This window comes from Cellvibrio mixtus subsp. mixtus J3-8, assembly GCF_000766945.1.
Lineage (GTDB): Bacteria > Pseudomonadota > Gammaproteobacteria > Pseudomonadales > Cellvibrionaceae > Cellvibrio > Cellvibrio mixtus_A.
Window position 1 is genome coordinate 179,615 of sequence record NZ_KN266212.1, and the last position, 15,668, is coordinate 195,282.

The 15,668-nt window shown below is 46.5% G+C and carries 14 protein-coding genes; 7 read left to right on the forward strand and 7 right to left on the reverse strand.

Going from position 1 to position 15,668, the window contains the following annotated elements; genetic code table 11:
- Positions 1–193: 193 nt before the first annotated feature.
- From A596_RS18025 to A596_RS18035, 3 genes are all read right to left on the reverse strand, one after another.
- Positions 194–1,054 carry an ABC transporter ATP-binding protein gene (locus A596_RS18025; protein WP_039917396.1) on the reverse strand — a complete coding sequence of 287 codons (861 nt, stop codon included), beginning with the start codon at positions 1,052–1,054 and terminating at the stop codon, positions 194–196.
- Positions 1,055–1,146: 92 nt separating this feature from the next.
- Complete coding sequence (locus A596_RS18030) at positions 1,147–2,124, reverse strand: ABC transporter permease (RefSeq protein ID WP_039917399.1); 978 nt, start codon at positions 2,122–2,124, stop codon at positions 1,147–1,149.
- Positions 2,125–2,220: 96 nt separating this feature from the next.
- Complete coding sequence (locus tag A596_RS18035; protein ID WP_052417662.1) at positions 2,221–3,618, reverse strand: CmpA/NrtA family ABC transporter substrate-binding protein; 1,398 nt, start codon at positions 3,616–3,618, stop codon at positions 2,221–2,223.
- Between the two features lie 490 nt (positions 3,619–4,108).
- On the opposite strand from A596_RS18035, the gene A596_RS18040 reads away from it, so the two are divergent.
- The 5 genes from A596_RS18040 to A596_RS18060 all read left to right on the forward strand — a co-directional run bounded on the left by A596_RS18040 (position 4,109) and on the right by A596_RS18060 (position 8,819).
- Positions 4,109–5,269: a transglutaminase-like domain-containing protein gene (locus A596_RS18040; protein WP_039917402.1), complete on the forward strand. Its 1,161-nt coding sequence runs from the start codon at positions 4,109–4,111 to the stop codon at positions 5,267–5,269.
- A gap of 118 nt (positions 5,270–5,387) precedes the next feature.
- A complete protein-coding gene (locus tag A596_RS18045; RefSeq protein ID WP_039917405.1) occupies positions 5,388–6,203 on the forward strand; it encodes a 3-keto-disaccharide hydrolase in 816 nt (271 codons plus the stop codon).
- Between the two features lie 104 nt (positions 6,204–6,307).
- Positions 6,308–6,790, forward strand: coding sequence for a glutathione peroxidase (locus A596_RS18050; protein ID WP_039917408.1), 483 nt, complete (start codon positions 6,308–6,310; stop codon positions 6,788–6,790).
- Between the two features lie 34 nt (positions 6,791–6,824).
- On the forward strand, positions 6,825–7,934 hold the full coding sequence (locus A596_RS18055; RefSeq protein WP_039917411.1) for a retropepsin-like aspartic protease: 1,110 nt from the start codon (positions 6,825–6,827) through the stop codon (positions 7,932–7,934).
- Between the two features lie 294 nt (positions 7,935–8,228).
- Positions 8,229–8,819 (forward strand): CPBP family intramembrane glutamic endopeptidase, encoded by a 591-nt coding sequence (locus A596_RS18060; protein WP_039917415.1) that lies wholly within the window; start codon positions 8,229–8,231, stop codon positions 8,817–8,819.
- Between the two features lie 197 nt (positions 8,820–9,016).
- On the opposite strand, the gene A596_RS18065 is transcribed toward A596_RS18060, so the two are convergent.
- From A596_RS18065 to A596_RS18080, 4 genes are all read right to left on the reverse strand, one after another.
- Positions 9,017–9,916, reverse strand: coding sequence for an aspartyl/asparaginyl beta-hydroxylase domain-containing protein (locus A596_RS18065; protein WP_039917418.1), 900 nt, complete (start codon positions 9,914–9,916; stop codon positions 9,017–9,019).
- A gap of 233 nt (positions 9,917–10,149) precedes the next feature.
- The gene (locus tag A596_RS18070; RefSeq protein WP_039917420.1) at positions 10,150–11,061 is read right to left on the reverse strand and encodes a response regulator; all 912 of its coding nucleotides are present in this window, start codon (positions 11,059–11,061) and stop codon (positions 10,150–10,152) included.
- Between the two features lie 14 nt (positions 11,062–11,075).
- Positions 11,076–14,558, reverse strand: a complete 3,483-nt coding sequence (locus tag A596_RS18075) for an ATP-binding protein (RefSeq protein WP_039917423.1) — start codon at positions 14,556–14,558, stop codon at positions 11,076–11,078.
- 41 nt (positions 14,559–14,599) lie between these two features.
- On the reverse strand, positions 14,600–14,797 hold the full coding sequence (locus A596_RS18080; protein WP_039917425.1) for a hypothetical protein: 198 nt from the start codon (positions 14,795–14,797) through the stop codon (positions 14,600–14,602).
- A gap of 119 nt (positions 14,798–14,916) precedes the next feature.
- Between A596_RS18080 and A596_RS18085 the strand changes: the two genes are divergently transcribed.
- Positions 14,917–15,150 carry a type II toxin-antitoxin system ParD family antitoxin gene (locus A596_RS18085; protein WP_039917427.1) on the forward strand — a complete coding sequence of 78 codons (234 nt, stop codon included), beginning with the start codon at positions 14,917–14,919 and terminating at the stop codon, positions 15,148–15,150.
- Complete coding sequence (locus A596_RS18090) at positions 15,147–15,452, forward strand: type II toxin-antitoxin system RelE/ParE family toxin (protein ID WP_200882964.1); 306 nt, start codon at positions 15,147–15,149, stop codon at positions 15,450–15,452. Before A596_RS18085 ends, A596_RS18090 begins: the two co-directional genes overlap by 4 nt.
- Positions 15,453–15,668: the final 216 nt, after the last annotated feature.

Consider the following 15,668-nt stretch of genomic DNA (forward strand, 5'->3'; position numbering starts at 1 on the left):
TTTAATGATCATTTAGTATAAAAGATGAACTTTTCACGAATAAAGGTGCTAAAGAACTGCAAATAGGGGGCAAAGGGGCATAAAAAAGCCCTGGCAAGCAGGGCAAACAGAGGGTGTTTTCGCACTGGCCTGGCTTTTACAGAATCGGGGAGGCACCATCGATGTGCAGGAACGCCAAATGCATGTTACGAAATCAGGCGACGCTTTTAGCCTGTGCAGGCGTGTCTTGTTCACGGTGCTTATCAGCGCGTTTGGCCGCAATGGGTTCAACTTTTTTTTGTTTCTCATGGAGAAAGCGCAGTACCGCCGAGCGATAGCCGTTGTACCCGGCATTGTCGGCCAACTCCAGGCGATTGCGCGGGCGAGGCAGTGTTACTTCAAGGATTTCCCCCACGGTTGCCGCCGGGCCGTTGGTCATCATCACAATGCGGTCCGAGAGCAATACCGCTTCATCCACATCATGGGTAATCATAATCACGGTATTGCCCAGTTCGTTCTGGATTTCCATCAGCGAATCCTGCAAATGGGCGCGGGTCAATGCATCCAGCGCACCGAAGGGTTCATCCATTAATAATACTTGTGGTTCCATCGCCAGGGCGCGGGCGATACCTACGCGCTGCTTCATACCGCCGGAAATCTCATCCGGGCGTTTGTGCATCGCATGGGTCATGTGGACGAGCTCCAGGTTGTGTTCAATCCAGTCGCGCATCTCTGCTTTGGTTTTCTTGCCTTTGAATACGCGCTTCACGCCCAGCTCTACATTTTCGTACGCGGTTAGCCAGGGCAACAATGAATGGTTTTGAAAAACAACGGCGCGTTCGGGGCCGGGTTCATTCACTTCGCGGCCATTCAGTACTACACCGCCGGTGGTGGCCTGGTACAAGCCGGCAACAATATTAAGCACCGTAGATTTGCCGCAACCCGAATGACCAATCAGCGATACAAATTCGCCTTTTTTAATTTTTAAATCGACATCGCGCAATGCACAAAACGGACCTTTGGGGGTGGGGAATTCGATTCCTACTTTCGTCAATTCCAAATGAATCTGGCTCATGGGATTTCCTCTGTTCAATCCTGTTTTTTGAAAATAATGTATGGAATGTTTCTGAAGCAATTTATGCAACGCAATTGGTTGGCCGGTTGCGATCAGCGCACTACCGCACTCTTGTCCCAATTCACATAGGTTTGCAGCATTAAAATGGCGCGATCAAGTAAAAAACCGATCAAACCAATCACTAAAATGGCGAGGCAAATGCGACTGAGTGATTCGGATGAGCCATTCTGGAATTCATCCCACACAAATTTTCCAAGGCCTGGATTTTGTGACAACATTTCAGCGGCGATCAACACCATCCAGGCGATCCCCAGTGAAATACGCAAACCGGTAAACATCATTGGAATTGCGGAAGGCAATACAATTTTCACCACATGAGTGAACCAACCCAAACGCAAAACCCGGCTCACATTAATTAAATCCTTGCTAACACCGGCTACACCGACTGCGGTGTTAATCATAGTGGGCCACAGCGAACACAGGCTTACGGTAAATAATGAAATGATGTAGGACTTGGAGAACGCCGGTGAATCAGAAACATACACGGCGCTGACAACAATAGTTACCAATGGCAACCAGGCGAGTGGTGATACGGGTTTAAATAATTGGATCAGCGGGTTGATCGCACTGTAAAGTGTTTGGCTCAAACCAATCATGATACCAATAGGGATAGCGATAATTGTCGCTACTAAAAAACCGGATAATACCGTGATCAAACTGGTTTTGATTTTATCGAAAAACGTCGGACGCCCACTGAATTCGCGTGTGTCCACTTTTGCTGCGGGATCTTTTGCCAGTAATTCTGCGTTGCGTTTTTCCTGGCGCTCATAAAATTGCGTAGCGCGATCTTGTTCTGATTGATATTCATCGACCAAATTTCCCCATTGTGCGAAGACCTGTTTGGGTTGGGGAAATTCACCGAGTGATGTTTTGATGTTAGGCGCAACGCTGTGCCATAGCGCCAGAAAAACCAGCAAGCCGATCATTGGCATACTCACACCGATAATCAACTCGCGCCATTTAATTTCTTTCAGCTGTTCAAATTTCAGGGTGGCGAGTTTGTTACTCATGACAATTTCCTCTGAGGATGCCTGCCGGGCCGCAACCCGGTAAGTTATGGTCTTTAATGCTGACTGAATTTATAACGACGAAATGTTTTAACGTGATTAAATTTTTTCGTTGCCTTTCAAACCAATTTTAAATTTGGTGAGGTAATCGTTGGGTTTGGTTGCGTCAAATTGAATACCGTCAATCCATACGGTTTCATCAACTTTGCGAATACCATTGAAGACTTTGAAATCGGGAAAATCGCTGGCTTTTGCTTTGCCTTCTTCAACCAGGTCCGCAACCGCTTTTTGATAAACATCAGGTGCTACCGCTTTTTTCGCCATATCCAGATACCAACCATCCGGTTTGGCTTCAGCAATTTGCCCCCAGCGACGCATTTGGGTGAGATACCAGACCGCATCAGAAACGTGAGGGTATGAAGCGTTGTAACGGAAGAAGGTATTGAAATCCGGTGCGGGGCGAACATCTTTGCGTTCGTACTCAAAAATGCCGGTCATGGAGTTAGCGATAACTTTGTAGTCGGCACCCACATAATGCGCAGCAGAAATCATTTTTGCTGCCGCATCGCGATTTGCATGGTTCGCTGCATCAAGCCACATGGCGGCACGAATTAATGCTTTCACCACTCGCACACTGGTGTTGGGATTTTTCTCAACAAAATCTTTACGCATGCCGAACACTTTGTCAGCCATTTTGTTGGAGACTGCAATGACCGGCACACCAATTCCACGAAATACGGCTTGTTGATTCCAGGGTTCGCCTACGCAATAACCTTGAATAGTCCCCGCTTCCATTGTGGCGGGCATTTGCGGTGGTGGCGTTACGGATAACAAAACGTCGGCATTAATTTGCCCGAGTGTGTCACCTTTAAGCGGTGCATAAAAACCGGGGTTAACACCGCCAGCAGCGAGCCAGTAACGCAAACCCATATTGTGGGTAGATACCGGGAACACTACGCCCATGTTGATCGACTTTCCTGCATCCTTCATTGCATCGACAACAGGTTTCAATGCTTCTGCGCTAATCGGATGAACCAGTTTTCCATCTGCGCCTACAGGAACATTTTTTTTCATTTTTTTCCAAATTTCATTGGAAACTGTAATCGCATAAGTGTTTTGGGTCATGGTAAATGGAAACACCAATTCCGCTGGAGTGCCGTAACCAATATTCGCTGCTACCGGTTGTGCTGCCAACATGTGTGAGCCATCCAGCTCGCCGGAAATTACGCGGTCCAACACCACTTTCCAGTTGGCTTGTGCCTCCAGTTCTACGGTTAAACCTTCATCGTCGAAATAACCATTTTCGTAAGCAACGGCCAGATCAGCCATGTCGGTTAATTTAATAAAACCAAATTTCAAATCAGTTTTTTCTGCGGGACCAGTCGCTGCATGCGCGCTGGTAATCAAAGAAATACTTGCTGCTATGGCACAGGTTAACTTTGTTAATGGTCTTAAGAATGCGGAAATTTTTTTCGTTTTAGTAAAAGACACGTTCATCTCTGGCTCCTGGCTTTGGTAGTGCTTGGCAATGTAATTTTTTCTGTGCTTGTTTAATTTTTTTAAAATGAAATTTCGGCACAAGGAATTTTTTTGAATCGATACAAGAGGGCTTATTCAAACACTATGCCAAGTTAAGTGACGCACATTTTTAGCGCAGGGATTTTGCAATGGTTGTATATATTTTTATGGGGTTTGCACATTGCTGATACACACCAAAAGCGCTTGCGTTTTTTTGGTGCTGCAAATTGCAGGAGGTTCGTGCGCTGATTGCAAACGACATTTTGAAAACGCGCACTTTTTTTGCGCAATAGTATTTTTGTAGCAGTTAAATCTGTCGCAGATGTTTAGCCTCTCGTATTCCAATGTTCCCCTTAAGGTAAAAATAACCTTATATATCTGTGGCTTAGCGTGACATTTGTGACGCGCAAGTTTGTTTTTGCCGGCCTATACTAAAAGCGGATTCCATTTCCCTTATCTGGATAAGCCCATGAAATTACCCGCTTTGGCCATGGTTTTTATGATTTTGCTGTTTAGTGGCTGTTCTTCCGTGGTGCAAAAAACACCGTTTGCAACGGATAAAAGCCTTTTAACCAAAGCTTTATCCGGGGAATTGATTTTAGGGCGCGCCTATAAAAACGATGAGTTGCCCAATGTGGATTTGTTTGGCCTTACCCCTGAAATGCGTCAGTTTGCCGAAACTGTAACCACTTCAGCCAAACGCAAAGAGGCCAAAGCGGAAGCCCTTCATCAGGCACTAATGACTTCCCGGACCCACGGCGGCCGCGGCATTACCTATACCGCTTACATCACTAATACAGGCATCGACGCTTTCGAGCAGCGACAGGCTAACTGCTTGAGTTACACATTGTTGTTCGTCTCCATGGCGCGCCATCTCGGTCTAAATGCTGAAGTGAATGAGGTCATGTTGCCGCCCACCTGGGATATGCGCGATAGCGATACCTATTTATTTATGCGGCATGTGAATGCAAAGGTATTTATGCCGCGCAAGCATATGTTTTCCTGGGTGCGTGTGACAGAAACGGCCGATGTGGGCGATATAGTTGTGGATTTGGAAATGCGTCGATTTCGCCCGCATTACAAACAAAAAGTGATTGGTGCAGATCTGGTTGCGGCACAATTTTATTCCAATCGCGGAATGGAATTATCTGCAGAAGGTGATGCGCGTGCGGCATTTTTATATTTGCGTAAGGCCTTGCTGATGAGCGCTGAACCCAGTTATATCTGGAGCAATTTCGGCAGTTTTTATCGCCGCCAAAAAATGTTCGCCGAAGCTGAAGCGATTTATCTTCATGGGCTAGCGATTAACCCGCGCGATTACACCATCATGCATAATTTAGCTGGCCTGTATCTTGAACTGGGCAATACGGCAAAGCATAAGGAATATCAACAGCGAGTGCGTCAACATCGCAATGCCAATCCATACTATATGTTCAAATTGGCTGAAGAATTCGCGCAGCGTAATGAAGATGACAAAGCGCTGGATTTACTGCGAAAATCCATCAAAAAAGAAAAAGACGAGGTGCGTTTTTATAAGCTGGCCGCTGAAATATACGAGCGCACCGGCGACAGCGAAAACGCCAAACTGATGCGCGATAAAATTTATCAGCTCGATACGATACGTTTCTAATATCCATAAAGGTAAAGGACTGTAATTGTCCTTCTGCCTATATGGACTCATGGTTCCGCTCCGCCTAGGCTTCGCGTCTATTACAACAACGACTACAGCAATAACGCGAGGAATGATAATGAAACCACTGCTCCTGGGACTTTCTTTATGCGGCCTTCTGGCCAGCACGTCGGTTTTTGCCGGCGAATGGAAAAACCTGTTTAACGGTAAGGATCTTACTGGCTGGGAAACTTATGTCAGTTACCAGCCGGAGACCAACGCTTACAATCTTGTTTCCAAACACAAGCCGCGCGGGGTGAATAACGACCCTAAAAAAGTATTCACGGTAGTTGATGGTTTGCTGCGTGTTTCCGGAGAAGAGTGGGGCGGTATCACCACCTTTGAAGAATTTGAAAATTTCCATTTGAAATTTGATGTGAAATGGGGCGTAAAAAAATGGCCACCGCGTCTGGATGCCCGTCGCGATAGCGGCATTCTGTATTTTGCCGTTGGGCCCCATGGTGCCCAGAGTACTCACTGGATGCGCAGCCATGAATTCCAGGTGCAGGAAGGCGATAGCGGGGATTATCACAGCCTTGATGGGGTGATTATCGATGTGCACGCCGGTGATGCGAATGAGGGTGACTGGAAATTTTATGCCTATGATCCCAAGGCTCCGTTGCGCAAAGATATCGCCGCGCGCGTATTGAAACGCGGCCTTTATGAAAAACCGTCCGGCGAATGGGACACCATGGAAGTCATCACCGATGGCAAAACCCTTATCCACAAAGTCAACGGTAAAGAAGTATTCCGCGGTTTTAATTCCCGCGAAAAAGTGGATGGTAAATACGTACCCTTAACCCGTGGAAAATTGCAGATACAATCGGAAGGTGCGGAAACTTTCTATCGCAATATCCAGATCAAAACCCTGGATAAACCTGCTGATCAATACTGATAAAAAAGCTGTTAAATCTGCACAAAACAGTTGAATTAGCCCGTTCGCGCGGGCAGTCTGGGCTCATGTCACCCCCCTCCATTGCCAGGTTACCGGAGTTGCGCATGAGCCCTTTCTATTCTTTCACTGCCGAACGATTGAACGGCCAGTTGCAAAACCTGTCTGATTACGCAGGGAAACTGGTGTTGGTTGTTAATACCGCCAGTAAATGCGGATTTACTCCCCAATACGCCGGCCTTGAAAATCTATACCAACAGTTTAACGATCAGGGATTGGTAATTCTCGGTTTTCCGTGCAACCAATTTGGCAACCAGGAGCCGGGCGGCGCGGAGCAAATTGCCCACACCTGCGAAATTAATTACGGTGTAACTTTTCCCATATTTGCCAAAGTGGATGTGAATGGCCCTGCGGCACATCCGTTATTCCAATGGTTGACGGGTGAGTTGCCCGGATGGTTGGGAAAATCGATTAAATGGAACTTTACCAAATTTTTAATTGGCCGCGATGGCAAGCCCATCAAACGTTTTGCCACTATTACCAAGCCGGAACAGATGGCAACGTTTATCCAAAAAGAACTTGCACGCTAATTTTATTTCGCAAAATAGTTAAATCAAAATAACGATGAGCCTTCAAAAAAATATTTTTATTGCCGCCGCCGCATTCGGGTTGGGTTTTTATGCCAGCGAGTATCGCCATGCGCAACAACAAGCTACGCTTGCTGATACCTTCGAACCAGTGGATCAAATTGTTGCACCGCAAGCGATTGTAAATGTGCCAGTAGAAGTCGCACCGGTAGCACAACATGCTCCGGTACCTACTACGTCTATTACCGCGTTGCCACACGAATTATCACCGTTGGAACGTGCACAACAGCTTATCGCCAATAATGCATTTCCTGGTGCAGTACAGGCGCTGAACGAAATCTTGAAAAATAATCCGAACGATACTGAAGCATTATTGCTACTCGCACGCGTGCTGGAAAAGCAGGGCAAACATGAAGATGCTGTCACTACCTGGTTTCGCTATTTGAATATCGAAGTAGATGCAAAAAAATTCCAGGACGCTGTCACTTATCTATCGCGTTACCTGATTCGCCTGGTCAATAATCCGGGAATTTTTGGTGCAAGCCGTGAATGGTTGATGGCGCAATTAAATGACCTGATTAAACTCACCCCGGATAACGGCGAGCTGCATTTACTATTAGCCGATATGCATGCAAAGGTGAATGATCAAGAGCAGGCGCAATACCATGCGCTTATGGCGGCGAATCAGGATGGAACCCGTTTGCGAGCGGAAGAATTTCTCGCGAAGCTGACTGATAATGCTATCGCAGAGCAAACCGATGACCAGGAAAGTAAAGTACAGCTGATTCGTTTTGGAAAACAATTTCTGGTTCCGGTTTCTGTGGAAGGTAAAACCGTAAAACTGCTATTGGACACCGGCGCATCTATTAGCGGATTAACCTCCAGCTTTATCAACCGCAATTACAGTGTTGTAAAATCCCCCAAGCCCATCCAGCTCAACACGGCCAGTGGTACTGTGGATAGTTTTCTATTTGTCGTGGATTCGCTGCAATTTTCCGGTGTGACTTTCAATAAGCATATGCTCGCTCGTTTGCCTATGGATAATTATGATAGTTTCGACGGGTTGCTGGGCGTTGATATTCTAGGGCGCTTTGATTTTGTTATCGATCAGGAAAAAGCAGAGTTGCGGTTGCGCAAACGGCAATAAATTTTAACCTCCTGGCGAAATTCCATTCTTATTACCCCACGTCAGCTGCCCCCAGGTTTTTACTAATCAGGTTTTTACTAATAAAGGTTCGCCCGGGAGTTGTGAAACCCAATTTCATTGGTTTCCCATTTGCGCTGCCAGAATTCTGCTTCCATCGTTATTTCCTGCAATTGGTCATGTGCTGTAATTTTTTAATGGTGGCGCTTAAGTTAATATTTAGGGTGCGGGTTCCAGTGATGGAGTTTTATCGGCAATTGACTGCAATACTCTAGAAACGAGCTGTACAGGTGAATAATGAATAATAAACCGCAAACCCCCGGTTTGGGTGTGGTATTGGTCAGTCAAGCGGCAATTCTTGTGTTGGGGCTTGCTGGTATCTGGATATTGGATGTATCGCTTCCTGAAGCGAAGCTCGACGCGATAGTTGCAAGTGCTTTTGGAATAATCCTCGCTGTTGTTACGTTCGCCATTTTTTTAGCCATCTATCGTTTTGGTGGGCGCTTTGCCCAAATGTTGTTGGCGGATCTCCAGCGAGTGTGGGGACTGTTTCATGGATATTCATGGGGCAAAATTATTTTTGTAGCCGCGTTAGCGGGTATTGGCGAAGAATTATTATTTCGCGGGTTTTTTCAAACCTTGATGAGTGGCTATCTGCCGATAGGCTGGGCGATTTTAATTACATCGCTGGTGTTCGCTGCGTTGCATTATTTATCCCATGCGTATTTTATTTGCGCTGTGTTAATGAGTATTGTTTTTGGTGTTGTGTATTACCTGTCTGGCAGCTTGGTGATGGTGATGGTGTGGCATGGGGTGTATGACTTGATTGCGCTTGCAGTACTGGTTAAGTATCGTTATTTGATAAGCGCAAAGAAAGCGGGCTTATAAACTATATAAATCGAAAACAAAACCAGGGATGTTTCGTAAAATTGTTTGCTGGCTAATGTTTTGTTGTCGTTCAAGCTTTATGCGGCCAATGTGAAAACCAATAAAGAACAGAAAACGAGGGAATAAACGTTTAAAAAAGAAAAAGCCGCAGTTAAATTTGCGGCTTTTTGGTTTTACGTGAGCATTACTACGGTGGCTTAAAAGAAAATCAGGTAAATCAACCCGAGGTATAAACCGTATTGCAGGATGTAATACAACGGTTTGTTAAACGCTTTGATCTTCTTACCCACAATACGTACTTGATACAAATACGCAAACGCACGGTTTAAAAATCCAACTTTATCGCCTTGCACGTTTTTGGTCGCGGCGCCAGCGACAACCAGGCGTGAAAAAATCTCGTTAATCCAGTCTACCCATACAAAATCGACCGGGCGTTTTACGTCCAGAAACAGGATGATGCGGTTGTGATCAGTTTTGTTTTCGGCATAGTGGATGAAGGTTTCATCAAACATAACCGCTTCACCATCGCGCCAGGAATATTTCTGGCCATCGACCGAGATATAGCAGTCATCATTGTTTGGAGTCACCAAGCCCAGGTGATAGCGCAGTGAGCCTGCATAGGGGTCGCGATGTTTGCCCAGGCGTGAACCGGGTGGCAGCATCGTAAACATTGCACCTTTTACATTGGGCAATTGGCTAATCAGCTCTACCGTTTTCGGGCACAACTGCTCGGCTGATTTCAAATTCGCGCCGTACCATTTCAGGTAAAAACGCTTCCAGCCGGTGCGGAAAAATGAATTAAAGCCAAGGTCATCAAGGTCAGCGGACGCTTTGATATGGGCTTCTTTATTGAGGTTAATCGCCTCATCGCGGATCACTTCCCAATTGTCCTGCAAAACCTTCAGCTCGGGGAATTTCTCCACATCGATGTAAGCCGACTGGGTATCTTTGGAGAAAAAGTAGAACAGACAGTTGATCGGTGCGAGGAAATTGGAGTGATCAGTTAACTTGCGGGTGAACTTATCGTGTTGGACTACACCCCGGTTCTGAACATAAAGGGCGGCGAGGATAAATACGGCGAGAACGATTAATCCCATAGGTAAAACTCCCGTTGGACTTAGGCAAGCGGGAACGATACCGACTGGTATGTAAAAACACAAGCTGATTAATGTCACCTTTTGCTGCTAATTGTATCCATTTGTAACACGGAACTTTCCTGAAAGAGGGAAGGTTTAAATGGCAGGTAACACAACCATTAATAATTTAATGAAGCCTGGGGTTTCATTTTAATGCCATAAAGCTATTGAAAATTATAACCATACCGATCTGTCTAAGCTTTGCTCATGCATTTAATAGCGATTGCGGCCGCCGATGTACGATTCTCAACACCCAGCTTTTTAAAGATTTGCTCCAGGTGCTTATTCACAGTCCTTGGGCTCATCTCCAATATCTGGCCAATTTCGCGGTTGGTTTTACCGTTAGCAATCCACAGTAATACATCCGCTTCACGCCCCGTCACAGAAAATTGCTGCTTGAGGGCGAGGGTATCCCTGGCGGGCTCGTGGCAATGGCTCAGGCGTAGCAGATACTCCTTGCCATCAATAAGGTTGAGCATTTCCACATTCATCGCCTGGTTTAATCCGGCCAGTGTCAATTGACGGCCCGCCTCGGGTTTGTGGCTGAGCCAATCGCGTAACTGGTTATTAATGGAGTTGCTCAATAACGTGGATGCGTCCAATACACCGGCAGCATTCAGTAATTCATAGACCTGCGGTGTTGCCCAGAGCAATTGCCCCTGTGCATTGAGCGTTAATAAATTCTGCCCTGCGGTATCCAGGGCCGCGCGTGCACTTTGGCTAATGCGTGCGTTCGCCAAATGCACGCGCATGCGTGCAATCAGTTCTTCGGGGTTAATCGGTTTGGTGATGTAATCCACACCGCCGGCACCCAGCCCCATGACAACATGTTCGGTATCGCTTAAGCCGGTCATAAAGATAATCGGCACATCGGCGAGTTGCGGGTTTTGCTTCAAGCGCTTACAGGTTTCAAAACCATCCATGTTCGGCATGACTGCATCCAGCAAAATAATATCGGGGCGAATATTTTTTGTAATAGTGAGCGCCTGGGTTCCTTCCAATGCAACAAGTACGGTGAATTTTGCATCTTCCAGCACATCGTTCAGCATATGAATACTGTCGATTGAGTCATCAACTACCAGTACTACATTCGTGGTGCTCATCATAATCGTCTCCAGTCTTAAAATGGCTCAGCGGCGGCGGTGTACTGATCAATCAATTCGAGTATTTTTTCAAATTGAAAATTGGCGCTGTAGCTGGCGAGTTGTTGTAGTAATTGCGCATCCTGTTGCGGATAATGTCCATGGTGTTGTAGTTGTCGGATTTTTTCCTGCAACCCTTTTTTATGGCCGATGGCTGCAAGCCTGACTAATTCATCTAAATCAGAATCGTGTAGTGTGATGATGTTATTGCTTGCATCAGTTGCAATAATATTTTTTTCGCCAATTGTATTAATGTGCGTTTCAATATCCTTTTTCGTTTCGTTTTCATAACGCCAATTTATATTTAGCAGGCGCCCGATGTGATCCAACAGGAGCTGAATTCGCACGGGCTTAATAACGTAGGCATTGTGTAGCGGTAGTTCTTCGTCATCGTGTTCTGTTGGCAACTCTTTTCCTTCGCTGGCATCTGCAGAAACCATAATGATCGGCAATGCGTAATGGTTGTCGCGAATGGCTTGCGCCAGTTGCCAGCCATTCATACCTGGCATGGACACATCCAGCATGATTAAATCCGGCGCTGTTTCATTCTTGAATTCCTGGGCGAGGCGGGCAATAACATTGAGCGGATTATCCATTTCGATAATATCGAAACCGAGCGGTGTTAGCATGGCGCGCATCAGTTGCCGGTGTGATAACTCATCATCCACTAACATAATGCGTTGTACAGGGCCGCGATAACCGTAAATAGTTTGCACCGGTGCGGTAATGGATTCAGTGTGCGGTTTATTGATGCTGGACAACATCAAGCTCGCTTTAAAAATACTGCCTTTACCGGGAGTGCTGGAAACGGAAATATCACCGCCCATAATTTCGCTGAGCAAACGAGTGATGGTTAAACCGAGACCCGTTCCGGTCGCCGTAGAACCGGGGCGACGCACACGTTCGAAGGGGCGAAAAATACGTTCAATATTTTCAGTGGCGATACCCTCGCCAGTATCGGTCACGGTAAATTCGGCAACCTGGCTGCGGTAGCGAATTTTAAAAGTGACACTGCCCTTATCAGTGTATTTAATCGCATTGGATAATAAATTAATTAAAATCTGGCGCAGGCGTTTTTCATCGGTGCGCACAAATTCCGGTAAGCGATCATTGCATTCAAAAATAAATTGCAAACCTTTGGCTTCAGCTTGCAGGCGAAACATGTGTACCAATTGTTCCAACAATAAGGCGATGCGCACCTGATCCTGGTGTAAATCCAGGCGGCCCGCTTCGATTTTGGAGATATCCAGCAAGCCTTCGATTAAATCTGCCAGATGTTCGCCGCTGCGACGAATTACGCCCAGCGCATCGCGCCGGTGCGCAGGCATGCTGGGATCTTTTTCCAATAATTGTGCATAACCCAAAACTGCATTCAGCGGCGAACGTAATTCGTGGCTGATACCGGTAAGGTAACGGCTCTTTGCAAGGTTCGCAGCTTCAGCTTCTTCTTTTGCCGCTTGCAATGCGCGGTCAGTGCGTTCGTGCGCATCAATTTCTTCCATTAATAAACGGGTTTGCCGCTGGGTTTCTTCCTGTGCAACAACACGGCTTTCATGGGCGAGCACAAATAACCAGCTCACTACACCTGTCACAATGACTAATAGGAAAAATACTTTCCACAATGTTGCCTCCAGCAATGCGGCAGTCTCGGGTGCGTCTATCGGTGTCTGGAAATAAATCAGCGATAGTAAAATTGCAGAAAGGCCATTAATGACCAGCACCAGAATTAAAAAATGGCCGAGGCGGGAATTGATATTATCGGTAATCGAGTGAGGTAGAAATTTTTTGAAAAAAATGCCGACTTGTTCAGTGTAATTCGCGCCCGGTTTGCAGTGATCATTACAGCGCGCATCCAGTGAGCAACACAGTGAGCAAATATGCCCGGCATACGCCGGGCAATATGTCATATCTTCCAATTCAAATTTGTGTTCGCAAATACAACAGGAAAGGCATGCATGTTTTTTGTCTTGCAAATTATGTTCGGCGGCCAAATTAACTGCAGGACGTGCGAGATAGTAGCGGCCTTTTGTTGCCCATGCGATTAACGGCGCGCATAAGAGCGCAACACCGAGCGCAATAAAATGTGAGAGCGCTTGCGCAATATCGCCCAACAGTCCGCTGTGGCAGGTGATGCCGGCAACAGAGGCAATCAGCATGGAACCGAAACCCACCGGGTTTATGTCATAGAGATGCGCGCGTTTAAATTCAATATGTGGTGGGCTGAAACCCAGTGGTTTATTGATTACCAGGTCGGCCACTAATGAACCCAGCCAGGCAACAGCCACTATGCCGTAGTAACCGAGCGTTTGTTCCAGTGCGCGGTAAACCCCCAGCTCCATCAGCAATAATGCAATCGCCACATTAAACACCAACCATACAACCCGTCCCGGATGGCTATGGGTTAAGCGTGAGAAAAAATTCGACCAGGCGATTGAGCCCGCGTAAGCATTGGTTACGTTAATTTTTAATTGGCTGATGATGACAAAAATACCGGCAACCGATAACGCGACCTCCGGTGAATTGGCGATATAGCTGAATGCCACCATGTACATGCGCGTGGGGTCGGCCGCTTCTTGCATGCCGATGCCATGGTTAATCGCCAATACGGCAAGGAATGATCCCGCCAGGATTTTTATAGAGCCAATAACAATCCAGCCCGGACCACCGGCAATCAACGCCGCCCACCAGCGCCATTTTTTTTCCGGTTGTGGTGCGGGCATAAAACGCAAAAAATCCACTTGCTCACCAATTTGCGCAATTAACGAAAACACCACAGCGGATGCCGCACCAAATAATAGAATGCTTATTCCCTGCGTATTTTCCGGCGGCAAACTGCCGGAAAATTCAGTCCAGCTTTCTACTGCACTGGCATCGGCATAAATAATAAAAACAAATGGCAATAGTTGCAGCACAATCCACAGTGGTTGGCTCCACAATTGGAAGCGACTGATAAACGTAATGCCGTGGGTCACTAGCGGGATGATCACCACTGAACTGATCAGATAACCCCATACCAGCGGAATTTTAAAAAGCAGGTCCAGCGCCATCGCCATAATGGCGGCTTCCAGCGCGAAAAAAATAAAGGTGAACGAAGCGTAAATCAGCGAGGTAATCGTTGAACCGATGTAACCAAACCCTGCACCGCGCGTCAGCAGGTCAATATCAACACCGTATTTGGCAGCGTAATAACTGATGGGGATTGCGGTTAAAAAAATAATCAGGCTTACCGCACAAATAGCGGCAACGGCATTATCAAATCCGTAGTGCAATGTAATCGCACCGCCAATCGCCTCTAATGCAAGAAATGAAATTGCGCCCAATGCTGTCGTTGCGACGCGCGCAGCCGACCATCGCCGTGCGCTTTTGGCGGTAAAGCGCAAGGCGTAATCTTCCAGTGTCTGGTTCGCGACCCACTGGTTGTAATTGCGCCGCACGCGAAAAATATGTTGCTTGGCGGTCATGGTTTCCCCGTTAAACAGTTGTTCATCCGGGAACGTCTCGGTCAAAGTAAAAAGGCCTTTAAAATGCGCTTTGTTTGTGCAGCATCGGTAATAGCTATTGTGTTTTGGTGCATTTGATCTTTGCGCCTGCTCATAAATGCTGATAATTGCTGACGTTTAAAGCTTCCTCGCTTTATCCAGTCAATCACCGTACCAACTTTCACCTGTGAAGGGCCTTGGGAAAGATAGCGAAAGGCCACCAGTAACCCTTTTGTCAAAGTTTGCCAAATATGGACATGAGTGATAGCCTTGCCAAAATGTTGTTTTGGATATTGATATGTGCCTGGATGGCTTATTAACTTTCTGACAGGTGGTTTTAATGAATATCAGCTTTACTGAAAAGCAGCAGCAATATATTGCTACACAAGTCAGCGGCGGCGATTATCAGAATGCCAGTGAGGTTGTGCGGGATGCATTGCGACTCCATGAAATTTACCGTCATCGGATTGTCGAAGAGCTGCGTGCAGAAATTGCCAAAGGTTGGGATGGCCCGACCAGTAATAAAACCGTACAAGATATTATTGCCGCTAAAGGGAAAATCAAACCGAAGTGAGATCACGGACGATTACGCATTACCTGCTATCAGCGCAGGCTGAAACAGACCTGGGAACAATTTTTGACTACACCGAAAAGGAGTTTGGCAAGGCTCAAGCATCGCGTTACCTGATGGCGCTTGATGCTATCTTTAATGATTTAATTAGTAATCCAACGTCAGGGCGTGAGCGCCCTGAAATACGCGCAAACCTGCGCAGTATTATTCACTCCTCGCATATCATTTTTTACCGGGTGCGCACCGACCATATTCGTATTGTTCGTGTGCTTCACGCCAGCCGCGATCTCTCTCGTGCCTTTTAAACTCTGACCATAAATCCTTATGGATTTGTTCTCCATGCGTCAAATGACGTAGTGGTCTGTGTTATTTATCGAATGGTTTAAGCCGTCCCTCCCGCCTAGATTGGGAAGTGTGAAATCGCTTCCGCTGACAAGCAATTTCCCCACGAACCTCACATTGGAAAGCCACTTGATTTGAATCACGGCAATATTGAACGAAACAATTCAGTGGTAACAGCT